The 21,802-nt window shown below is 62.4% G+C and carries 17 protein-coding genes, 1 tRNA gene and 3 pseudogenes; 15 read left to right on the top strand and 6 right to left on the bottom strand.

Going from position 1 to position 21,802, the window contains the following annotated elements; genetic code table 11:
• Positions 1-9: 9 nt before the first annotated feature.
• Positions 10-585 (bottom strand): helix-turn-helix domain-containing protein, encoded by a 576-nt coding sequence (locus N7E02_RS17090; protein WP_286583488.1) that lies wholly within the window; start codon positions 583-585, stop codon positions 10-12.
• 173 nt (positions 586-758) lie between these two features.
• Here N7E02_RS17090 and N7E02_RS17085 point away from each other — a divergent pair, with 173 nt between their 5' ends.
• Both N7E02_RS17085 and lepA read left to right on the top strand, forming a co-directional pair.
• Positions 759-2,087: an MFS transporter gene (locus tag N7E02_RS17085; protein WP_286583487.1), complete on the top strand. Its 1,329-nt coding sequence runs from the start codon at positions 759-761 to the stop codon at positions 2,085-2,087.
• An 87-nt stretch (positions 2,088-2,174) separates the two neighbouring features.
• Entirely contained in the window at positions 2,175-3,998 is a 1,824-nt protein-coding gene (lepA, locus tag N7E02_RS17080) for a translation elongation factor 4 (RefSeq protein WP_286583486.1), read from the top strand.
• A gap of 149 nt (positions 3,999-4,147) precedes the next feature.
• On the opposite strand, the gene N7E02_RS17075 is transcribed toward lepA, so the two are convergent.
• On the bottom strand, positions 4,148-4,798 hold the full coding sequence (locus N7E02_RS17075) for a hydrolase (RefSeq protein WP_286583485.1): 651 nt from the start codon (positions 4,796-4,798) through the stop codon (positions 4,148-4,150).
• A 156-nt stretch (positions 4,799-4,954) separates the two neighbouring features.
• Here N7E02_RS17075 and N7E02_RS17070 point away from each other — a divergent pair, with 156 nt between their 5' ends.
• On the top strand, positions 4,955-5,848 hold the full coding sequence (locus tag N7E02_RS17070) for a LysR family transcriptional regulator (protein ID WP_286583483.1): 894 nt from the start codon (positions 4,955-4,957) through the stop codon (positions 5,846-5,848).
• Positions 5,849-5,933: 85 nt separating this feature from the next.
• On the opposite strand, the gene N7E02_RS17065 is transcribed toward N7E02_RS17070, so the two are convergent.
• Together N7E02_RS17065 and N7E02_RS17060 are read right to left on the bottom strand one after the other, a co-directional pair.
• Positions 5,934-6,536 carry a YidB family protein gene (locus tag N7E02_RS17065; protein ID WP_286583481.1) on the bottom strand — a complete coding sequence of 201 codons (603 nt, stop codon included), beginning with the start codon at positions 6,534-6,536 and terminating at the stop codon, positions 5,934-5,936.
• Between the two features lie 170 nt (positions 6,537-6,706).
• The gene (locus N7E02_RS17060) at positions 6,707-7,798 is read right to left on the bottom strand and encodes a class I SAM-dependent methyltransferase (RefSeq protein WP_286583480.1); all 1,092 of its coding nucleotides are present in this window, start codon (positions 7,796-7,798) and stop codon (positions 6,707-6,709) included.
• Positions 7,799-8,840: 1,042 nt separating this feature from the next.
• On the opposite strand from N7E02_RS17060, the gene N7E02_RS17055 reads away from it, so the two are divergent.
• Together N7E02_RS17055 and N7E02_RS17050 are read left to right on the top strand one after the other, a co-directional pair.
• Positions 8,841-9,020: a hypothetical protein gene (locus N7E02_RS17055; protein WP_286583478.1), complete on the top strand. Its 180-nt coding sequence runs from the start codon at positions 8,841-8,843 to the stop codon at positions 9,018-9,020.
• Positions 9,017-11,959 carry a PAS domain-containing protein gene (locus tag N7E02_RS17050; protein ID WP_286583476.1) on the top strand — a complete coding sequence of 981 codons (2,943 nt, stop codon included), beginning with the start codon at positions 9,017-9,019 and terminating at the stop codon, positions 11,957-11,959. Before N7E02_RS17055 ends, N7E02_RS17050 begins: the two co-directional genes overlap by 4 nt.
• A 7-nt stretch (positions 11,960-11,966) precedes the next feature.
• On the opposite strand, the gene N7E02_RS17045 is transcribed toward N7E02_RS17050, so the two are convergent.
• On the bottom strand, positions 11,967-12,209 hold the full coding sequence (locus N7E02_RS17045) for a hypothetical protein (protein WP_286583474.1): 243 nt from the start codon (positions 12,207-12,209) through the stop codon (positions 11,967-11,969).
• Between the two features lie 243 nt (positions 12,210-12,452).
• On the opposite strand from N7E02_RS17045, the gene N7E02_RS17040 reads away from it, so the two are divergent.
• On the top strand, positions 12,453-14,264 hold the full coding sequence (locus N7E02_RS17040; RefSeq protein WP_286583472.1) for a methyl-accepting chemotaxis protein: 1,812 nt from the start codon (positions 12,453-12,455) through the stop codon (positions 14,262-14,264).
• 93 nt (positions 14,265-14,357) lie between these two features.
• On the opposite strand, the gene N7E02_RS17035 is transcribed toward N7E02_RS17040, so the two are convergent.
• A complete protein-coding gene (locus tag N7E02_RS17035; protein ID WP_286583470.1) occupies positions 14,358-14,666 on the bottom strand; it encodes a hypothetical protein in 309 nt (102 codons plus the stop codon).
• Positions 14,667-14,821: 155 nt separating this feature from the next.
• Here N7E02_RS17035 and N7E02_RS17030 point away from each other — a divergent pair.
• The 9 genes and pseudogenes from N7E02_RS17030 to N7E02_RS16990 all read left to right on the top strand — a co-directional run.
• A pseudogene (locus tag N7E02_RS17030) lies at positions 14,822-15,055 on the top strand (NAD(P)-binding domain-containing protein); the annotation flags it as partial.
• Positions 15,056-15,138: 83 nt separating this feature from the next.
• Positions 15,139-15,606 (top strand): annotated as a pseudogene (locus N7E02_RS17025) (NAD(P)-dependent oxidoreductase); the annotation flags it as partial.
• Between the two features lie 48 nt (positions 15,607-15,654).
• Positions 15,655-16,027 (top strand): annotated as a pseudogene (locus N7E02_RS17020) (Rdx family protein).
• A gap of 92 nt (positions 16,028-16,119) precedes the next feature.
• Positions 16,120-16,206: transfer RNA gene (locus N7E02_RS17015), tRNA-Leu, on the top strand.
• Positions 16,207-16,391: 185 nt separating this feature from the next.
• Positions 16,392-16,907 carry an RNA polymerase sigma factor gene (locus tag N7E02_RS17010; protein ID WP_286583469.1) on the top strand — a complete coding sequence of 172 codons (516 nt, stop codon included), beginning with the start codon at positions 16,392-16,394 and terminating at the stop codon, positions 16,905-16,907.
• An 86-nt stretch (positions 16,908-16,993) separates the two neighbouring features.
• Positions 16,994-18,055, top strand: coding sequence for a FecR family protein (locus tag N7E02_RS17005; protein WP_286583467.1), 1,062 nt, complete (start codon positions 16,994-16,996; stop codon positions 18,053-18,055).
• 137 nt (positions 18,056-18,192) lie between these two features.
• Positions 18,193-19,131 (top strand): TonB-dependent receptor, encoded by a 939-nt coding sequence (locus tag N7E02_RS17000; protein WP_286583466.1) that lies wholly within the window; start codon positions 18,193-18,195, stop codon positions 19,129-19,131.
• A complete protein-coding gene (locus N7E02_RS16995; protein ID WP_286583465.1) occupies positions 19,020-20,666 on the top strand; it encodes a TonB-dependent siderophore receptor in 1,647 nt (548 codons plus the stop codon). The genes N7E02_RS17000 and N7E02_RS16995 overlap by 112 nt, the downstream gene beginning before the upstream one ends.
• Positions 20,594-21,799, top strand: a complete 1,206-nt coding sequence (locus N7E02_RS16990) for an ABC transporter substrate-binding protein (RefSeq protein ID WP_286583464.1) — start codon at positions 20,594-20,596, stop codon at positions 21,797-21,799. The genes N7E02_RS16995 and N7E02_RS16990 overlap by 73 nt, the downstream gene beginning before the upstream one ends.
• The last annotated feature ends 3 nt before the right edge of the window (positions 21,800-21,802 follow it).

The raw sequence follows: 21,802 nt of genomic DNA, 5'->3' as shown, positions 1-21,802 counted from the left end.
GTCTTTGTCTCAGCGTCCGCGATTCAAAATCACCGCGTAGCGGGCAGGCTTGTCGGATGGATTGTGGAAGTCGAAAGCGTCGCCGATATCCATGAACAGGCAATCGCCGGCTTCGAGATGATAGGTCGCCTCAGGCAGCACCATGTCGAGCCGGCCTTCGAAGACCCAGATATGCTGGGTCATCACCCGGCTCTCCTCACGCGGCGGAAAGCTGACGCGGCTGCCAGCCGGAAAATCCACCTCGACGATATCCACCGGGCTCGGCATGCCGGCGGGGGATACCGAGCGGCGTAGGTAGCCGGTTGCCGGATCGCGCCACAGCTGCTGTGCCTCGCGCCGGGAAAGCCGCGAGGCCGGCCGGTCGTCATCGGCGAAGAAGGCCGACAGCGTCAGGCCCAGCGCTTCCGAAAGCCGGGCCAACAGCGCCGCCGTCGGGCTCGTTTCCGCCCGTTCGATCCGCGAGATCATTGCGCGGCTGACGCCAGAGCGCTCGGCGAGCTGGTCCAGCGTCAGCCCCGCCTTTTCCCTCAGCTGCTTCACGCGAGCGCTGATCGCCTCGGCAATGTCCCGATCCTGATTTTCCATGATCTGAGATTTTCATTCTCATATGATGGAGTCAAGTCCTCGGGTTTGGCGCTTTGGACTTAGCGTCTGAAAATTATCGCCGGTGGCGTTTGTGCGATAGCTCATGGACATATTGTTGAGCTAAGGAGGCGGAACGAACCGCTCTCATGAAGCGGTCCTCCGGAGAGTATCGCATGACGGGTCAGGCCCAGGTCAGAGTTTCGCCCTTGTCGATTGCCAGCATCGTCATTTCCATGACGATCGCCGCGATCGGCAGCGGCATCATGTTCGCCTATGTGCCCTTCATGCTGACCCGCACGGATACGTCCTGGGCGGCGGGCGCGGCCGTCACCGCGGTCGCTTTCGGCGGACTGGTGGGCTGTGTCGTCGGCGGACCGCTGATCAAGCGCGTCGGCCATGCGCGGCTGTTTTCCTGCTCGATGGCCATGGTCATCATCGCCGCCGTACTGATCGCCGCAGATCTGCCCGCCTATGCCTGGATCTTCGCCCGCGGCATCTATGGCGCTGCCGCCAACGTCAATTTCATCATCGCCCAGAGCTGGCTCAACCATGCCGCGTCGAATGAATGGCGTGGCAAGGCCATGTCCTTCTTCTACATGGCTTACGTCCTCGGCCTCGGCTGCGGCGCCTGGCTGTTCGGCCAGATCCCGACTGACGGCAATCTGGCGCCGCTTGCGGTCGTGTTCTTCACCGCCATCGCCATCCTGCCGATCGGGCTCACCCGCCTGCCCAACCCGCCGGCGCCGGCGCGTGTCAATGTCGACATCCCGATGGCCTGGAAGATCTCGCCGGTCGGCCTCGTCGGCGTTCTGGCCTCGGGCGGTCTTTCCATGGTGGTCCAGGGCTATGTGCCGATCTACGCCTCGACCAACGGCGTTTCGCAGACCGATGTCGCGCTGCTGATGTTCGTCATGCAGACCGGCCTGCTCTTCGTGCAATATCCGCTCGGCATGCTCTCGGACCGGATGGACCGACGCTATGTGCTTCTGATCACCTGCATATTGATCGTGATTGCCGGCTGCGGCGCCTTCCTCTCCTCGTTCTCGCATCTCTATCTGCTGATGATCGTCTTCCTGATCTTCGGCGGCGCTGTGGAGACTGTCTATTCGGTCGGCAACGCGCATGCCAATGACCGCGCCGATCCCGGCGATTTCGTGCCGCTCTCCTCGACCCTGCTCGTCGCGTGGTCGACGGCTGCGACGATCGTCCCGCTCGCCGTTACCATGCTGACGCCGGTGCTCGGCGACCGCACCTTCATCGTCGCCGCCATCCTGGTGGCAATTGCCTATGCCGCCTTCATTCTGCAGCGCCTGACGGAACGCGGGCCGGCGCCCGAAGAAGAGCGCGAAAGCCACGAGGTGCGCAGCGCGCAGCTGCCAAATGCCGCCATCCTGACCGAGCCGGGTGCCGCCCAGGCGCAGGCGGAAGCGCAAGCCCAGGCAGAGGCCCAGATAGAGACACAGGCACAAACGGAGGCTCAGGCGGAAGCCCGCGACAGCTGAGCCACCCCTCTGCCCGGGCGGCATCGTCAACAAAGCGTTATCTTTCCCCTTTGCGGCAGGGATCTCGCACTGCTATATGCGCGAGCCATGAGCACCTCGTCCCGCACGCCCCTTGACCATATCCGCAACTTCTCGATCGTGGCCCATATCGACCACGGCAAGTCGACGCTGGCCGACCGTCTGATCCAGACGACCGGCGGCCTTGCCGAACGCGACATGTCGGAGCAGGTCCTCGACTCGATGGATATCGAGCGCGAGCGCGGCATCACCATTAAGGCCCAGACGGTTCGCCTGCATTACAAGGCGAACGACGGCGAGACCTACATCCTTAACCTCATCGACACGCCCGGCCATGTCGACTTCGCCTACGAAGTCTCGCGCTCGCTGTCGGCCTGCGAAGGCTCGCTTCTCGTCGTCGACGCCTCCCAGGGCGTCGAAGCCCAGACGCTCGCCAACGTCTACCAGGCGATCGACAACAACCACGAGATCGTCACCGTCCTCAACAAGATCGACCTGCCGGCGGCCGAGCCAGACCGGATCAAGGACCAGATCGAGGAAGTGATCGGCATCGACGCCTCCCAGGCGGTACTCATCTCGGCCAAGACCGGCCTCGGCATTCCCGACGTGCTGGAAGCAATCGTCCACCAGTTGCCACCGCCGAAGAGCGAGTTCGGCGAAAAGGGCCCGCTCAAGGCGCTGCTCGTCGACAGCTGGTACGACACCTATCTCGGCGTCATGGTTCTGGTGCGCATCATCGACGGCGTGCTGACCAAGGGCATGACCATCCGCATGATGGGCACGGACGCCAAATATCAGGTCGAGCGCGTCGGCGTGCTGACGCCTAAGATGCTGGCGGTGGATTCACTCGGCCCTGGCGAGATCGGCTTCATCACCGGCTCGATCAAGGAAGTGGCCGATACCCGCGTCGGCGATACGATCACCGAAGACAAGCGCCCGACGGCAACCGCGCTGCCGGGCTTCAAGCCGGCCCAGCCGGTCGTCTTCTGCGGCCTCTTCCCGGTCGATGCGGCCGATTTCGAAGACCTGCGTGCGGCGATGGGCAAGCTTCGCCTCAACGACGCGTCCTTCTCCTTCGAAATGGAATCGTCCGCCGCGCTCGGCTTCGGCTTCCGCTGCGGCTTCCTCGGCCTGCTGCATCTGGAAATCATCCAGGAGCGCCTTGAGCGCGAGTTCAACCTCGACCTCATCGCGACCGCCCCTTCCGTCGTCTACCATCTCCACATGACCGATGGCACGATGAAGGAGTTGCACAACCCGGCCGACATGCCGGACGTGGTCAAGATTTCTTCGATCGAGGAGCCGTGGATCAAGGCGACGATCCTGACGCCGGACGATTATCTCGGCGGCATCCTGAAACTCTGCCAGGACCGTCGCGGCATCCAGACGGAACTCACCTATGTCGGCAAGCGCGCCATGCTCACCTATGAGCTGCCGCTCAACGAAGTGGTGTTCGATTTCTACGACCGCCTGAAATCCATCTCCAAGGGCTATGCCTCGTTTGACTATCACCTGCACGGCTATCAGGAGGGCAACCTCGTGAAGATGTCGATCATGGTGAACGGCGAACCGGTCGATGCGCTCTCCATGCTGGTCCACCGCTCGGCCGCCGAAAAGCGTGGCCGCGACATGTGCGAAAAACTCAAGGACCTGATCCCGCGGCACATGTTCAAGATCCCGATCCAGGCCGCGATCGGCGGCAACGTGATCGCCCGCGAAACGATCTCCGCCATGCGCAAGGACGTGACCGCCAAGTGCTACGGCGGCGACGCCACCCGCAAGCGCAAACTTCTGGACAAGCAGAAGGAAGGCAAGAAGCGCATGCGCCAGTTCGGCAAGGTCGACATCCCGCAGGAAGCGTTCATCGCGGCACTGAAGATGAAGGACGATTGAGGCGACCAAAGGCAGACGGCGGATACCGCCGTCTGCCTTGTCGTTCATACGGGACGCAAAGCGCCTCTACCTGGGAAATGGCACAACAAGTTTGGCCAGGCGCTTAGCGCTCGCGCATCGCATAGCCCAGGTTGTTCATCGGCCTCACATCAACCCGCGGTCGGCACCGGGGTGTTGAGCAGCTGCTGCTCCCAGAGATAGGCGATGCCGCTGCCGGCGGCGTGCTGTTTCAGGATTTCCGTCATCTCTCCGGCCGTGCCGAGGCGTGCCCAGTCGCGCTGCCATTCTGCGGCCAGCGCCAGCCATGTCATCATGTTCACGCCCGCCCGGATCATGCGCTGGATGGCAACCTCATGAGCCTCGGTCGAAACCGCGCCCGATGCATCGGTGATGACGGTCACATCCCAGCCCTCACCGGCGGCCTGGATTGCCGGCATGGCGACGCAGATTTCCGTCCACAGCCCGGCAATGATCAGCTGCTTGCGGCCCGTCGCCTTCACGACATCCACCACCTTCTTGTCTTCCCAGGTGTTGATGAAGGTTCGGTCGATCACCTCCTCGCCCGGAAACACGTCGGTGATCTGCGGGAAGATGAGGCCGCCGCGATCGGCGATGACGCTGGTGACGATGGTGGGAACGCCGAAGGCCTTGGCCGACTTCGCCAGCGCCGTCGCATTGTTGACGACCATATGCGGATCGTGACTGTTCACATTGGTCAGCTGGTATGGCTGGTGGTCGATCAGGACGAGGACGGAATCTTCGGGACGAAGAAGCGAAGCCAGGCCGTTGCGAAAGGTCATGAATATATCCTCCACTGTCGATTTACGGGTGTGATCGTTCTGTCGGCAGGTCTGCGCTGACAGCGGCGCCGCCTGCGAGGCGGACACTGTCATTCCGGCTTTCGATACGGTAGCCTCCAATTCTGACAAGCTGTGTTGCAGAATGAGGAACACCGGATGGATATCGAAGATCTAAGGACATTCGTCGAGCTTGCCGATGCGGGCGGTGTCACGCCCGCCGCCCGGCGGCTCGGCATCTCGAAATCCATGGTCAGCCGGCGGCTGGCCCGGCTCGAAGCGGATCTCGGTATTCAACTTGTTGCCCGCACAACGCGCGGTGCCGCCCTTACCGAGGCGGGGACGGCGTTTCGCGAACACGCGGCAAAAGCCTGCGCCGAGATCGATCTCGCCCGGGAAACGATCCTGCCCGCCGGCGATCTCTGCGGCCGGCTGAGGATCGCCGCGCCGCTGTCCTTCGGTCCGAACTACTTTGCCGCGGTGTTCGCGCAGATGGCGCTGCGACATCCGCAACTGCATATCGATGCGGCCTATAGCGACCGCTTCGTCGACCTCATCGCGGAGGGTTTCGATTGCGCAATCCGGGTCGGATACCTGCCGGATTCAAACATGATCGTCCGGCGCGTCGGCCCGCTTTACGGCAAGCTTGTAGCAAGCCCCGACTATATCCGGGCGCATGGCGCACCCGAGACACCGGATGAACTTTCTGCCCATCAGGCCCTGATGCAGGGTATGGAGGCCTGGCAGTTCATGGATGGCGAGAAGACTATCACCGTCTATCCGCGCGGTCGTTTCAAGGCGGACAATGCCATGGCGCTCGCCGCCGCCGCATTGGCGGGAGTGGGCATCGCCTGGATCCCGGACGGCGTGACGCAAGAGCATATCGCATCCGGCGCTCTCGTTGCGGTCATGACCCGCTATCCGCCTCCGCCGGCCGGCATCTATGTCATCCGTCCGCCGGGGCAGCATCCGGCGCGAAAGATCCGGGTTCTCACCGAAATGCTGCTGGAATGTTTCGAGGAAACCGCCTCCCCCATGCAGGCAGGCCCCTAGGGGAGGATCGCCAAATCATTTGGCCAGCTCACTCTCGGTACATGGCTGCACCGCATCGGAGAACGGTTCAGGCCTGCTCCGGACATCAAAGCGCGCGGCGCTCCGGCGGGATCATGCCGTTGGGCGTCAGCCCGTCCACCGCATCCGGCAGGCTTTTTGCCAGCCGCTGCAGCACCTCGTCTTCGGAAAGTCCGGTCTTTTCGGCTATTTCGCGCAAAACGTCCGGTCCCAGCGCCTGCTGCAGATCGCTGTCCTCGATCGGCTCGTTGGCGCCGGTATTCACCCAGCTGTCGGCCTTTTGCCCCTGCCCTGCCTGGCGGAACTGATCGACGAGATCGGTCAGCCCACCGTTGAGGATCGAGCCGAGGCCCGCGCCTCCGAGAATGCTGCCGAGCCCGCCGAGCCCGCCGCTCGAGCTGCCGCCCAAGCCGCCCAAGCCACCCGTCAGGCCACCGAGAATGTCATCCAGCCCGGGCATGCCTGAACCGGATGTGGATTGGCCTGTCGAAGCGGACGAAGTCTGCCCCGGAAAAGGCGATCCCGGAGATGCGGCCTGCCCGCCGCCTCCATTCGGCTGCGGCATGCCGCCTTCGGTCGCTCGTTTGATGAATTCGCCGATCTTGTCCCGGTTCTGGTAGCCGGCGACGGCCAGAACCGCCAAGAGCGCCTTCAACGATCCGCTTGCCATGATGCGCCTCCCTGCGCTTTTTCCTGAGCCCGTTCGGCCCTCCCAGCGGCGGCAACCCGTTATGGACTGCCGCCGCCGCTCCCGGTCCGCCTTGCCTCGTGCCGCCTGCGCGCCGGCTTTCCGGGGGTAACCGCTATAGATCAAAGCGCCCGTCTTTGATGGGCCCTACTTCAATGCGTCTGGGCGCGTGCCGAGCGCGCCTCGAAGACCATGTTGAACGGCGTTTCCGTCGTGCGGCGGAAATGCTGGAAACCGGCATCCATCGCCACCTTGCGCAATTTCATCTCGCCGGCCTGGGCGCCGAGCCCCAGCCCCACATCCTGCGACAGCGAGGCCGGGGTGCAGATCATCGTCGAAGCGCCGTAATAGACCCGGCCGACCGGGTTGAGATTGTCCTTCAGCCGGTCATGGGCAAAGGGTTCGACGATCATCCAGGTGCCTCCATCCGCCAGCGTGTCGCGCACATGCCGCGCGGCGCCCACCGGATCGCCCATGTCATGCAGGCAGTCGAACATGGTGACGAGATCATAGCCGCCATTGCCGTCGCTCTTCGAATAATCAGCGGCCGAACTCTGCCGGAAGGTCACCCGGTCGGCGACGCCCGCCTCCTCGGCTGCCGCGTTGGCCCGGTCGATCGACGGCCCATGATAGTCGAAACCGGTAAAGCGGGCTGCGGGAAAGGCCTTGGCCATCAGAATGGTCGAGGCGCCATGGCCACAACCGACATCGGCCACATGGCCGCCCTGTTCCAGCCTCTCCTTCACGCCGGCAAGCGATGGGATCCACTCGTTGACGAGATGGGTGTTATAGCCGGTGCGGAAAAACCGCTCGGTGCCGCGAAACAGGCAGTTGCTGTGTTCGTGCCAGCCGACGCCCTTGCCGCTTTTGAAAGCCTCCGCCAGCTTCGGTTCGTCCATCCACATGGATTGCACGATATCGAAGGCGCCGACGAAATAGGCCGGGCTGTTCTCGTCGGCAAAGATCATCGCCTGTTCCGGCGTCAGGCTGAATTTTTGGGTGCTGTCGTCGAAGGTGACATAGCCCGCCGCCGCCTGGGCGCTCAGCCATTCCTGCAGGTAGCGCTCGCGCACATCGGTTCTGGCGGAAAGTTCCGCCACAGTGCGCGGCTCGCCGTCCGCCATCGCCTTGTAGAGACCGACCTGATCGCCGAGCACCACGAGCGCACCGGACATCGCGGCGCCGACATCATTGACCAGCCGTCCCACAAGTTCATCGAGTTTCTGCATATCAGGCTCACGCATGGACGCCTCCCCGGCACATGATGAGATAATGGCAGTTTACGCCCTTGCCGCCGATCCGGCAAATCAAACCGTGGACTTACACGCTCCGGTCATCAGCCGAATGGCGTAGGTTCTTCGGCATGTCGTCAAATTCTTAAACACCTCACCCTGTTCGCCAGGCGGCGGGAGATAGAGCTGCCAAGAAGACGGGCCGCAACAGAATTGCGGTGTGAGGCATGATCTCCGCGTGCAGACCTATCCCCCTCACCAACAAAATCTAGCACAAGGGAAGAGGTGAGCGCTGAGAGTGCCACACGTTTTCTCTCCCCTTGCGGGAGAGAATGGGATTTCAAGATCTTAGCCGCAGGCTAAGTCTTAGAAATCGCAAGAGAGGGGCTCAATGCCGGCGGGGACGATCTTGCCCCTCTCCTGAAAAATCTAGCACTTAGCTCGTCAGCTAAGATGCTGATTTTTCTTCCTCTCCCGCAGGGGGAGAGGCAGGCCCGCACAAAATCTCATCCCACTTCATCCACGCCCCTTTTTGCCGTGCCTACAATCCCCCCGTCCCGTCGCGGATACACCGGAAGGCGTTCCGGCGAGGCGGGGCCGGCACTGGTGATGAAGGGACGACGTGAACCTTCCTCATCGGGGTCCGTTGAGAAAATGGTTGCCCTCCGACGACCGGGAGGCGCGGGATGAAAGTCGGACCGACATTCCGCATCACTTCCCTTATGGCGCGTCGGGCGTGCCTGTGAGGCATTAGAGGGTGGCGGGATGGCGCCATGGGGCGTTCGCGAACATTCTCGGATGTTCGGAAACCGTGGCGCAGGTGGATGACGTGGCCCAAGGTCGTCATGGCCCGGGTCGGGTTCCGTAAAAGGGCGTGCATGACACTCGCACATGAGACACGCCCCCATGCCCACTGTCCCGCTCACCGCAGAGCAACCGGAGTTCACGGATAAAAACTGCCGAACGGGGCGCTGAGAGGTGTCACTTTAAACTAACTTTACGAGGCAGCTTTCAGCGCCCCGGCCGACTTCGGGTTAAACCCGAGGATCAAAAAATGCCAGAGATCGCCAAGGGCGGACTCCGTCCCGCGTTCACTGAACACATCGGAAGCAAACCTATGACGACCACCCAGCCGACCACCCTAGATTTTGGACTTGAAACCCCTTGGAAAAAAGCGCTTCTGATCCATATAAGCGCGGCTTATTGCATTCTCATGCGTTTGGGGACTTCATGAACCATCAGGTCGTATCCGCCCATTGGCCGATTGGCGGAGGCGAGGCAGGGGATCTCGTGCGGCAGTTCGACTGGTCGAAGACCTCGCTCGGGCCGATCGATGCATGGCCGCAGAACCTGAGGATCAAGGTCAATTCCATCGTCAACTCACCCATTCCGCAGGTGCTGATGTGGGGTGACGACCATGTTATGATCTATAATGACGGCTATATAGAGATCGCCGGCAACTACCATCCCCGCGCACTCGGCGACACAGTCCCCGGCATCTGGCCGGAGATCTGGGACTGGAACAAGAAAATCCTGCAGGCCGGCTTCCGCGGCGAAGTGCAGGCGTTTCGCGACCAGGTGATGACCCTGCATCGCCACGGCACACCGGAAGACGTGGTCTTCGATCTCTTCTATACCCCGATCTATGACGAGAGCGGCAAGGTCGATGGCGTGCTCTGTACGGTGCTCGAGAATACCGAGAAGGTGAAGGCCGTGGGCGAACTCGCCCAAAGCCGCGAGGAATTGAACCGACTGACCAATGCGCTGCCGATCCTCGTCGGCTTTCTCGACCGCGACCATGTCTACCGTTTCGCCAATGAAGGCTATTCCGAATGGTTCGGCCTGACGGCGAGCGAGGTGATCGGCAAACATGCGCATGATGTCATCGGACAGCGCTATTACGATGCCCGCAAGCCTTTGCTCGACCAGGCCATGGCCGGCGAACGCATCATTACCGACACCATGATCCGCCGCCCCGATGGGGTCGATCGCATGGCCGAGGTCCGTTACCTGCCGCGCCATACTGCCAAGGGCGAGATCGACGGCATCTATGTGCTGATCATCGATATCGAGGATCGCAAGCGCTCCGAGATCGCGCTTCTTCGCAGCAACGAGCGCTTCCGCGCCGCGGTCAATGCAATTCACGGCGTGCTCTGGACCAATACGCCGGACGGTCGCATGGTCGGCGATCAGCCGGGCTGGGCCGCACTGACCGGCCAGAATGCCGACGAGTACCAGAATTACGGCTGGGCAAATGCCGTCCACCCCGAAGATCGGGCAGGTTCGGTCGCCAGCTGGCAGGCCGCCGTCGCGTCCAAGTCGACCTATATCTGGGAACACCGGGTTCGCCGCCATGACGGCGCCTATCGCACCTTCGCGATCCGGGGCGTGCCGATCATCAATGCGACCGGCGAGATCGAGGAATGGGTCGGTGTCCATACCGACATCACCGTGCAGCGCGAGGCGGAAGCGAGCCTGCAGGAACATGCGAGCGACCTGGAGCGCCAGGTTCGCCATCGCCTGCGCGCCGAAGAGCAGTTGCGACAGCTGAACGAGAGCCTTGAGGCTCGGGTCGAGGCCGAGATGGCCGAACGCCGTCAGGCAGAGCGGGCATTGCAGCAGGCCCAGAAGATGGAATCGATCGGTCAGCTGACCGGCGGCGTCGCCCATGACTTCAACAATCTGCTTCAGGTCGTCGCCGGCAACCTGCAACTTCTCGCCAAGGACATTGCCGGCAACGAGCAGGCGGAAAGGCGCGTCGCCAATGCACTCGCCGGCGTCAATCGCGGCGCCAAGCTCGCCAGCCAGTTGCTCGCTTTCGGTCGTCGCCAGGCGCTGGAACCGCGCGTCATCAATATCGGACGTTTCATCGCCGGCATGGACGATCTCCTGCGCCGCTCGCTCGGCGAGGCGGTCGAGGTCGAGGTCATCGCCAGCGGCGGACTGTGGAACACCTATGCCGACCCGAACCAGGTCGAGAACGCGCTCCTGAACCTCGCCATCAATGCCCGCGATGCGATGGCCGGCTCGGGCAAACTGACGATCGAAGTCGGCAATGCCTTCCTCGACCAGGATTACGCCCGCACCCATGCGGAAGTGATGCCGGGCCAATATGTTCTGCTTGCCGTCACAGATACCGGCGCCGGCATGACGTCGGATGTACTGGAGAAAGTGTTCGAGCCCTTCTTCTCGACCAAGCCGGAAGGCAAGGGAACCGGGCTCGGCCTGTCGATGGTCTATGGCTTCGTCAAACAGTCGGGCGGCCATGTGAAGATCTATAGCGAAGTCGGTCAGGGCACGACGGTCAAGGTCTACCTGCCCCGCTCGGTGGCAGACGAGGATCGCGAAGTTCTGGTCCAGGCCGGACCGGTCGTTGGTGGCAATGAAACGGTGCTCGTGGTCGAAGACGACGAGGAGGTCCGCACCACCGTCATCGAAACGCTGACGGATCTCGGCTACCGGGTGCTCTCCGCCAAGGATGCGATGGCCGGCCTCAACGTGGTCGACAGCGGCATCCCGATCGACGTCATCTTCACCGACGTCGTCATGCCGGGGCCGTTGAAGAGCCGTGAAATGGCCCGCCGCGCCAAAGAGCGGCTGCCCAATCTCGCCGTGCTGTTCACCTCGGGCTATACCGAGAATTCCATCGTCCATGGCGGCATTCTCGATGCCGGCGTCGAGCTTCTGTCAAAACCCTATACGCGGGAAGCGCTTGCCCGGCGCATCCGCCATGTGATCGGCAACCAGAAGCAGGTCGAGCAGGCCACGGCGCCGAAAGCGGAAGGCACCACACCCGTCGCCGCTGCATCGGATGAAGCAAGAAAACTGAAAATCCTGCTGGTCGAGGACGATTTCCTGATCCGCACCAATACCGCCGAGATGCTGGCCGAATTCGGCCATGAGGTGATCGAGGCAGGCAACGGGCGCGAAGCACTAGCTGAACTGACGTCTGCCGAGATCGACGTGCTGATCACCGATGTCGGACTTCCCGATATTGACGGCGGCGAACTGGCCCGCCAGGCCGTTGCCCTGAAGCCTGGCCTCGGCGTCATCTTCGCCACCGGAGAGAATCGCAAGCCGGAAGGTTCGCCGCCGGATGCCGGGCTGCTGCGAAAGCCCTATGCGGAGCAGGATATCGCCACGGCGCTGGACGAGGTTATCGCCAAACTCTAAAGACCGGCTATTGCGCGGTGGGATGAGGCAGGTCGGACGGGGTGATCCATACCCTGCCGTCGAAGGCGATCTCGCCATGGTCGAGCTTGCGGCTGGCAATCGTCTCGATCAGGCCGAGCTTGGATCGGACATCACCGATCAGGCAATCATTGACGACACAAATCGCATGTCGCGAAACGTCCTCCTGCATCAGGACGAGTGTATGATGGGCGGTCTCGATAATCCGTCCGGGCAGCGTCACAAGCGTCATGCTCTGCTCCTTGCCAATGGGTTTCTGGAAGACATGGCCAAGGCAGGAGGGTCGGCCAACAGGGTTAACAAAAGGTTAACAATCGAGGCTAGATACAGCCCCTGCGCGCAGACTTGACAATTGTCATAAACCGCAAGTCGAAAAACCTAACCCATTGGATTATATGTATATTAACGGAGTCGATCTAAGCTCTCAACATATGCACGAAGTATCTTTTGCGTCTCTACTCCAGGGTTTTGTCATATGTCGCTGTTTTCATCCAGTTCAGACCAGGTATTGACCGCGCTTGATCTGTCGATGGCCATCATCGAGTTCGATATCGAGGGCCGCATCCTTAAGGCAAACAAGAATTTCTGCGACCTGATGGGCTACCAGCCCGCCGAGATCGTCGGAAAGCACCACAGCCTGTTCGTCGACCCTGCCTACGCCAGGTCACCGGAATACGCAGCCTTCTGGAACGACCTCAGGAAGGGACAATTCTTCTCCAGCGAGTTCAAGCGCGTTGCCAAAGGTGGCGAGGACGTCTTCATCCGCGGCAATTACAATCCGGTGAAGAGCAGCAGCGGCAAAGTGCTGAAGGTCGTCAAATTCGCCAATGACATTACCGAGAGCAGGCTGCATGCGATCGATACCGACGCCAAGATAGAGGCGATTTCCCGTGCCCAGGCGACGATCGAATTCAATACCGACGGCACGATCATCACCGCTAATGAGAATTTTCTGTCGACGCTCGGCTATTCGCTCAACGAGATCGTCGGCCGCCACCATCGTCTTTTCGTCGATGCGAACCATGCGGCATCGACCGATTATGCAAGGTTCTGGGAGCGCCTGCTCTCGGGCGAATTCGTCGCCGGTGAATTCACCCGCGTCGGCAAGGGCGGGCGCCCTGTCTTCATCCAGGCATCCTACAATCCGGTCTTCGGTGCGGATGGCCGGGTGCTCAAGATCGTGAAATTTGCGACCGATGTGACGAGCCGGGTTGAAAATGTCGAACGCCTCGCTGCCTGCCTGACCAACATGGCACATGGTGACCTGTCGCAGGTCATCGACCAGCCGTTCATTACCTCGCTGGAAAAACTGCGCGTCGACTTCAACACGGCATCCGCCAGACTGCGCGCAGCCATGGCTGACGTGGCACGGAACGCCAAGGCCATCGCATCGGGATCGCGCGAAATCCGTAACGCCGCCGACGACCTCTCGCAGCGAACCGAACAGCAGGCAGCCTCGGTCGAGGAGACAGCCGCAGCGCTTGAGGAAATCACCACGACCGTGAAGGATTCAAGCCACCGCGCGGAAGAATCAGGCGCGTTGGTCAATCGCGCGAAGAGCGATGCCGAAAAGTCGGGCGAGATCGTGCGTCAGGCCATCCAGGCGATGGATTCCATCGAGACTTCGTCGCGCGAGATTTCCAACATCATCGGCGTGATCGACGAGATCGCCTTCCAGACAAACCTCCTGGCGCTGAATGCAGGCGTCGAAGCGGCACGCGCCGGCGAGGCCGGCAAGGGCTTTGCCGTCGTCGCCCAGGAAGTGCGCGAACTCGCCCAGCGCTCCGCGGCTGCCGCCAAGGAGATCAAGACGCTGATCAACGCTTCGAGCGATCATGTCGCGAACGGCGTACAACTGGTCAGCAAGGCGGGTTCCGCCCTGCAGGAGATCGGTGGCCATGTCCATCAGATCAACTCCGACATTCTCGCCATCATCGACGCCTCGCGCGAGCAGTCGGTGGCGCTCGGGGAGATCAACAAGGCGGTGAACCAGGTGGACCAGGGCACCCAGCAGAACGCCGCGATGGTGGAGCAGCAAACGGCCGCAAGCCGCAGCCTCGCCCAGGAATCGCAGGCACTGTTCGCATTGCTCGACCAGTTCCGTTTCGGTCAGGCGGTCGGCCATGACCTCGAAGCTGCGCCGCAGTCAGCGCCCGCGTCCATTCCCTTCGCAGCCAGACAGACGGCACGTACCGCCACATCAAGTGCTCCATCGCGAACTGCCGCACCGTTGCGGACATCCGGATCCGCAGCGCTTGACGTCGACCCGGGCTGGGAAGATTTCTGATCCGGCCTGTCGATTAGGAACACAGGATCCGTCACGAGAAAAGGCCGCCCGCAGCAATGCGGACGGCCTTTTTGTTCAGTTCAATGCAGTGACTTACTGCTGCGGGGCGCTGTTGCCACCACCCGTAGCCGGGGCGGCCGGAGCAGCAGGTGTCGCCGGAGCCGGGCTTGCCGGTGCGGCAGGTGCTGCCGGGGCCGGAGCAGGCTCAGCGGCCGGCGCGGTCGTCGATGAGGTCGTGGTCGGATCGGTCGAAGAGCCACCCATCTGAGACCAGACGAAAGCGCCCACGACGATGACCGCGAGGACTGCGACCCAGCCCATCCAGGAAGAGCTGCTCTTGCGCGGCTCTACCGGGGTACGCAGGTCAGGACGGTTGTCATTCGGATTAGGATCATAAGCCATTTCGTTTCCTCCATTTCCGGCAGGTAAAATGCTCGTGACGCGAGATTGTTCCAAGCTGACCCATTTCTTTCGGTTGTAGGATCATGGGAATGGCCTTTGGCGGCCAAAGCGAATAGGACGTTTCCGGTCCCCAATCTGCAGAGGAGTCGTGTCGCATGGAGCCCATTCGTATCGGTATCATCGGCCTCGGACGCATGGGCCGCGCCATGGCGACCCGTCTCGCATCCCAGGGTCTTCCGGTTACGGGCTGGAGCCGCAGCGGCATGCCGGCGGACCTTGTTGACAGCGGCGTTGCCGACGCGAATGACCTCAACACCCTCGCCGAACGATCCGACATTATCATCCTCGCATTGCTGGATGATGCCGCCGTCGATGCAGTCGTCGGCACGCTGGAAACATTCGATCTGGCCGGAAAACTGATCGTCGACACCAGCACCGTCAGCCCCTCACCCTCGCCGCCCACCGGCCGGCGATGGAGAAGGCGGGTGGTCGCCTACTCGATGCGCCAATTTCCGGCGGGCCGGAAATGCTGCTTGCCGGCAAGGCCGGTTTCTATATCGGCGGCGCGGACGAAGATTTTCGCCGCTTCCTGCCGGTCGTCGAGATTCTCTCCGACCGCATCCACCATGTCGGCGCGCTCGGCCATGGCGCGGTGGCGAAGCTGATGAACAACATGATGCTGAGCGGCATGTGGGAGAGCCTCAAGGAAGCCCTGCTGCTCGGCGGCAAGGCAGGGCTCGACCGCGCCAGGATGATCGACGTTCTCTCCGGCAGCCCGGCCGCAAGCCCGGCGATGAAGGGCCGGCTGCCCGTCGTGCTGGGTGAGACCGATGCCGTCGGCTTCCCCGTCTCCGGCGTGATCAAGGATGTCAGCGTGGTGCGCGATTTCGCCGCCGAGATCGATGTGGCCATTCCGGCAATGAAGGCGGCGCTCGCAAGTTTCGAGGGTGCTGCCGCGGCAGGCTTTGCCGATGCGGATCTGGCGACCATGGTAAAGCTTGCGTTCGATGGCGCAGCGTCGGGTGCCAAGGCACCCGCGGCAAATGCCGCAAGCGACAAGTCGCGCATCACCATTCTCTACTGCACCCAGTGCAACTGGCTGCTGCGCGCCGGATGGATGGCGCAGGAACTGCTGCAGACATTCGGCGATCAGCTGGGCCAAGTCGGGCTCATTCCGGGAACCGGCGGGGTGTTCGAGATCCGAGATCGACGGCGCGCTCATATGGGAGCGCAAACGCGATGGCGGTTTCCCCGGTCCGAAGGAGCTGAAACAGCGGGTGCGCGACGTGATCGACCCCGACCGCGACCTCGGCCACCTGGACCGGCATGCCGCCAAAATCGAGGCCGGCAGCGGTCTCTGAGAAGCGGTCCGAAAAGTTTTTCGACAACTGACACAGAAACTTCAAAAACCCGGTTGACAGCGACGGGCAGCCCCCGTACATCGCTCTCCGTCGCCCAGATGGCGGAATTGGTAGACGCGCCAGCTTCAGGTGCTGGTATCCGAAAGGATGTGGAGGTTCGAGTCCTCTTCTGGGCACCATTCCCATTGATAATGCTTAGTAATTGGCCCGCTTGCGGGCCTTTGCTATTTCTGGCTCAGGCTTGGCATGAGCGCCATTTCCAGCCCCGGAAGCAGCCCTCGCGCGTCACACGGCACATCTTGCAAATTCCCCGGAATGACGTCATGGATAGGGTGAAGAACCGATCGATCAGGGGCAGACGGTTGTGACCAACGAGACGCTCAAGGGCCTCTTTCTCGCGCACCAGGGCGAACTCCAGGCCTATCTGATGAAACAGTTGCGGAATGCGGAAGCCGCCGCGGACCTGACGCAGGAGACGTTCCTGCGCTACGCGGAACGTGCGCCGGCCGCCGTCGCATCGATCGCCAACGAGCGCTCCTATCTCTACCGCACGGCCCATAACCTTGCCGTCGATTATGTGCGCCAGCAATCCCGTCGCCGGACCGACCTGACAGCGGGGGAAGCGTTTTCCGATATCGCCGACGACCGGCCGAACCTGGAAGAAGAAACGGCGGCACGTCAGAGGCTGGCGCAGATTTCTGCCACGCTGGCCGAACTGCCGGAGCTGACGCAAAGGATCTTCATCCTGAACCGGGTGGATGGCCTGACCTATGCGCAGGTCGCCGAGCGGCTTTGCATCTCAGACAGCAGCGTGCAGAAGCATCTCGCCAAGGCGCTTGCCCACATCACCAGGCGCTTGCGCGACACAAATTCAAGATAACGGGGCCGGGCGGCTTTCCCTTTACCGGATCAGCGGGCGTCAGACGTCCTATTGCCGGAAGAGGCTCATCACCGGACCAAGACGACATGCAGGACGACAAAGTGGGGCAGAGCGAAGACCGGCAGGAGATGATCGACGAGGAGGCCGCCCGCTGGGTCGTGCTTCTCGGCGGCGAAACCGTGCCCGATACGGACCGGCGCGCCCTGCAGCAATGGCTGGACGCCGACCCGCGCCATAAGGCCGCCTTTGCTGAAGTGAGCGGGACCTGGCAGGAACTCGGGCTGATGGGACAGCTTGGCTCCATCCCTCAGCCGAACCATAAACCAACGTATCAGCGGGCCGAGCGGCCGGTGCGACACATTCCGCCTGCGCCTCGCTCCGTTGCGGCGGGAGCGCCGCAACGTCGGAAACCTGCGATGCTCAAACATGCCTTGGCGCTGGCGGCCTGTCTCGTAGTCGCGGTGACGGCGACCGTCTTCTGGTACGGCAATCCTACCGTGCTGCTGACCGCCAATTACAGGACGGCGCCGGGCGAGAGCCGGACGATTACCCTGTCGGACGGCTCGATCGTAGACCTTGGTTCGGACAGCGCACTTGCCGTCGACTTTTCCGACCGGGAGCGGCGCGTCGAGCTTCTGTCCGGCCGCGCCTATTTCACGGCCGCGCCAAAGGCGGGCCCCGAAGTCCGGCCCTTCGTCGTCGCAAGCTCGATCGGCACGGCGACGGCCATCGGCACGCAGTTTTCCGTCGACCGGATCGACGAGGCCGTCGAGGTGGCGGTTGCCGAGCACAGCGTTTCGGTCGGTCTCGACGACGGCACGAAGGTGAGCGTGATGCTCAACGAGGGACAGTCGGTGCGCTATGCGCCGGAAAGCGGCCTCGGCGTGGTGGAAACGAAGAACATGGACCAGGCGACGGCCTGGCGACGCGGCAAGATCATCTTCAGCGACGTGCCGCTGTCGCGCGTCATCGCCGAGCTCAACCGCTACCGGCGCGGCCGGATCGTCATCGCCTCCGACAGGCTGGCGAGCCTGAAGGTGAGCGGCGTGTTCGACACCAACGATCTGCCAAACGCGCTCGGCCGCATCGTCCGCGAGCTTGATCTCAGCATGTCTTCCGTGCCGCCGCTCGTCACCGTGATCTATTGACGAGTGCCGATAACCAGGCCTCGGAAATTTTTCCGAAAAAATCTTTACTGAAAAAGATGACTGGATTCGTCTTATTTTCAGCGCACCTCAGAATTGAAGGGGTCGCAGGGGATATTCGAGTACCAGGGGCATTTCAGATGGGCATTTTCGGGGAAGGCCGGGCGCAGGTTCCGGCCATGTTGCGGCTGTTGGGGACGGCCAGCATACTGGCATTGACGACAGGCGTAGTGCTTGCGCCGGCGCCGGCAGAGGCCCAAGGGACGACGGGGCGGGTCGCGGCGGCGATGGTGTCGCTCAATATTCCGGCGCAGGATCTCAACGGTGCGCTCCTCTCCTTCGCGGACCGGGCCGGCGTGCAGGTGTTCTACGACACGGTGCGGGTGCGCGGCCTCAGGAGTCAGGGCATCAACGGGACTTATACGGCGGCGGAAGGGCTTTCGCGCCTGCTGGCCGGTACCGGGCTTTCCTACAGCTTCACCGGCAATGCCTTTACCATCGGAACGCCCGGGCAGGCGGCGGATACGGCAGGCGGTGACGCGACCAACCAGCTGCAGCCGATCGTCATCCAGACCGACCGGAAATTCGGCGCGACGGACGGCTATGTCGCCGAACAGTCGCTGACCGCGACCAAGACCGGTGCAGCGCTGATCGAGACGCCGCAATCGATTTCCGTCGTCACCCGCAAGCAGCTCGACGACCAGAATGTCCAGACCGTGTCACAGGCACTGCGCTACACGGCCGGCGTCACGCCGGAATCGCGCGCCGGACGCTACGACTATCCGAACATTCGCGGCTTTGGCGCGCCCGGCGGTTCGGATGCCAATTTCGTCGGCCTGCTGGATGGCATGCGCCTGCCGAAGGGACTGTATTACATCGCGCCGTCGATCGATCCCTATCTGCTGGAACGGGTGGAACTGCTGCGCGGCCCTCCTCCGTTCTCTACGGCGCGATCAATCCCGGCGGTGTGGTCAACCTGTGGAGCAAGCGGCCGACCGAGGAGCCGCTGCGCGAAGTTGAACTGCAATACAGCACATTCGACCGCAAGCAGGCGGGTTTCGATTTCAGCGGGCCGGTGACGGAGGACGGAAGCCTGCTCTACCGCCTGACCGGCGTCGCGCGGCATGCCGACACGCAGATCGACTTTACCGAGGACGAGCGCTACACGATCGCCCCGGCCGTGACCTGGAAGCCGGACGAGGATACGAGCCTGACCGTGCTCGGCCATATCCAGAACGATCCGAGCTCGGGCGCCTTCACCTATCTTCCCTACGAGGGCACCGTCGTTTCGACGCCGGACGGGTTCCGCTTCGACCGCGACTTCTACGAGGGCGATCCGGATTTCGACAAGTCGCATCGCGAGCAGAAATCGATCGGCTACGAGTTCGAGCACCGCTTCAACGATGTCTGGACCGTGCGGCAGAACCTTCGCTACATGGATCTCGACTACCATTACCGCTCGGTCTACGAGACCGGCTGGAATGCCGATTACAGCGAATTAACGCGCGCGACGATCGAATCTGTCGAGAACGCATCGGGCTTTACCGTCGATACCAATGCCCAGGCGGAGTTCGACACCGGAGCTCTGCACCATACCGCTCTCTTCGGCATCGACTATCGCCACAACAAGGCGGATTATCTGGTCGGCATGGGCGGGGCACCGAACCTGAACGTTCGCAATCCCGTCTACGGCGTGGACATCCCTGCCCTCGATCTCATCTATACCAGCGATCAGAGGATCGAGCAGGTCGGGCTCTATGCTCAGGACCAGATCAAGATCGGCAACCTGACATGGCTGGCCGGCCTGCGCTGGGACAGCGTCGACATGGACACCAATTCGGGCACCGTTGGCGGTGGTTCGAGCGGCATGTCTCAATCGGACAATGTCTGGACCTGGCGTACGGGCCTCGTCTACCAGTTCGACAACGGCATCGCGCCCTATGCGAGCTATGCGACATCCTTCGAGCCGGTCAGCGGTGTCGACCTGGAAGGCCGGCCGTTCAAGCCGACGGAAGGCGAGCAGTTCGAAATCGGCGTCAAATATCAGCCGACGGGATGGTCGGGCTTCCTGCAGGCTTCGCTGTTCGACGTGACGCAGACGAACATGCGCACCGCCGATCCGAGAGACCCGATGAATACGATCCAGACCGGCGAGGTGCGCTCGCGCGGCCTCGAACTCGAGGCACATGCGAACATCACCGACGATCTCAGCATGATTGCCAGCTATTCCTATATCGACATCGAGGTGACGAAGGACTCGACCTATCAGGGCAAGACGCCGATCGGGGCGCCGAGCCATCTCGCTTCGCTGTGGACGAATTATGTCGTGCCGACCGGGGCGCTGGAAGGGCTGAGTTTTGGCGCCGGCGTGCGTTATGTCGGCTCGTCGCAGGGTGACCCGACCAATGTGATCGAGGTGCCCTCCTACACGCTGGTCGACGCGGCGCTGCGCTACGACTTCGGCGCGCTGGACCCGAAATACAAGGGCACGACGCTGTCGCTCAACGCGGCCAACCTGTTCGACAAGGAATATGTCGCATCGTGCTGGAACCAGACCTCGTGCTTCTACGGCAACGGCCGGACGATCACGGCCAGCCTGAAGGTTCGCTGGTGAGAGGTATCGCCAGCAGACTAGGAAGACAAGGACCGGGAGGATGCGGAGCGATCCGCGCCCTCCTCTACCTGTTTCTCTGTCTTCTCGGGGCGGGCGATGCGCTTGCCGCACCTGTCGAGTTCACCGATATGGCCGGGCGGCAGGTCAGGCTCACGGACGCCCCGAAGCGGATTGCGCTCGGCGACGGGCGGCTGCTGACGGCCTTTGCGCTCATCACGCCGGAACCGGTCGCCCGGGTGATTGCTTCGACCGACAATCTGAGGCGGTACGACCCTGCGACTTACGACGCCTATCTCTCAAAGTTTCCCGCACTCGCAGATGTGACCGATCTCGGCCCGCCATCGACCGATCTTTCCGCAGAGGGGCTGCTGTCGGTGGCGCCGGATCTTGTGCTGCTGCCGCTCTGGCTGCATAGCGACCGGAATATCGAGGAGACGCTGGCGGCAGCCGGGGTGCCGGTTGCCTATGTCGACTTCTTCTCCGATCCGGTGGCCGGATTGCCCAAAGCCCTGCGCATCATCGGAGCGGTGCTGGAGCGACGGGAGCAGGCGGAGGCCTATCTCGCCTTTGTCGAGCAGCATATGGCGACGATCCGTCAACGGCTGGCGGATGCCGCTCCGAAGAGGCCGAAAGTCTTCCTGCATGCCCGCTCGGCGGACTGGGATTGCTGCTGGTCTGCGACCGGAAAGGTGGGCGAGATCATTGCCTTTGCCGGCGGCGACAATATTGCCAGCGGGATGATGGGTGGGCAGACCGGGCAGCTCAGCCTGGAATTCGTGCTAGGCGCCGACCCGGATGTCTATATCGCCGCAGCAAGCTCGGGAGCCAGCCGGCCGGGGGACTTTCCGATCGGGCAGGGCGTGGCGGAAGCTGATGTGCAGGCGGCGCTGCAGGCCATCCGCAGCGAGCCGGCGCTCGGGACGCTTACTGCAGTGACGAAGGGTAAGGCCCATGCGCTGTGGCTGTTCTTCTTCCAGTCACCGACCTACGTCGTCGCCGTCGAGGCAATGGCGAAGTGGTTTCACCCGGAGCTGTTTGCTGATATCGACCCCGCCCGCACGCTGGCAGATATCAACAGCAGCTATCTGTCGGTGCCTATGACGGGGACGTTCTTGGCGGATATGGAGCTTTAGCGC

Origin of the sequence: Terrirhizobium terrae, from assembly GCF_030323265.1 — a bacterium.
In the GTDB taxonomy this organism is placed as follows: Bacteria; Pseudomonadota; Alphaproteobacteria; order Rhizobiales; family Rhizobiaceae; genus Neorhizobium.
Note: the sequence above shows the minus strand (reverse complement) of the source record. Positions and strands in the feature narration are given on the sequence as shown.

Bases quoted from the DNA above. Each gene is read 5' to 3' on its own strand.
- N7E02_RS17035 (WP_286583470.1), bottom strand. From the start codon at position 14,666: ATGGCTTATGATCCTAATCCGAATGACAACCGTCCTGACCTGCGTACC.
- N7E02_RS17085 (WP_286583487.1), top strand. From the start codon at position 759: ATGACGGGTCAGGCCCAGGTCAGAGTTTCGCCCTTGTCGATTGCCAGC.
- N7E02_RS17005 (WP_286583467.1), top strand. From the start codon at position 16,994: ATGCAGGACGACAAAGTGGGGCAGAGCGAAGACCGGCAGGAGATGATC.
- N7E02_RS17050 (WP_286583476.1), top strand. From the start codon at position 9,017: ATGAACCATCAGGTCGTATCCGCCCATTGGCCGATTGGCGGAGGCGAG.
- N7E02_RS17090 (WP_286583488.1), bottom strand. From the start codon at position 585: ATGGAAAATCAGGATCGGGACATTGCCGAGGCGATCAGCGCTCGCGTG.
- lepA (WP_286583486.1), top strand. From the start codon at position 2,175: ATGAGCACCTCGTCCCGCACGCCCCTTGACCATATCCGCAACTTCTCG.
- N7E02_RS17040 (WP_286583472.1), top strand. From the start codon at position 12,453: ATGTCGCTGTTTTCATCCAGTTCAGACCAGGTATTGACCGCGCTTGAT.
- N7E02_RS17055 (WP_286583478.1), top strand. From the start codon at position 8,841: ATGCCAGAGATCGCCAAGGGCGGACTCCGTCCCGCGTTCACTGAACAC.
- N7E02_RS17065 (WP_286583481.1), bottom strand. From the start codon at position 6,536: ATGGCAAGCGGATCGTTGAAGGCGCTCTTGGCGGTTCTGGCCGTCGCC.
- N7E02_RS17045 (WP_286583474.1), bottom strand. From the start codon at position 12,209: ATGACGCTTGTGACGCTGCCCGGACGGATTATCGAGACCGCCCATCAT.
- N7E02_RS17075 (WP_286583485.1), bottom strand. From the start codon at position 4,798: ATGACCTTTCGCAACGGCCTGGCTTCGCTTCTTCGTCCCGAAGATTCC.
- N7E02_RS17060 (WP_286583480.1), bottom strand. From the start codon at position 7,798: ATGCGTGAGCCTGATATGCAGAAACTCGATGAACTTGTGGGACGGCTG.
- N7E02_RS17000 (WP_286583466.1), top strand. From the start codon at position 18,193: ATGGGCATTTTCGGGGAAGGCCGGGCGCAGGTTCCGGCCATGTTGCGG.
- N7E02_RS17070 (WP_286583483.1), top strand. From the start codon at position 4,955: ATGGATATCGAAGATCTAAGGACATTCGTCGAGCTTGCCGATGCGGGC.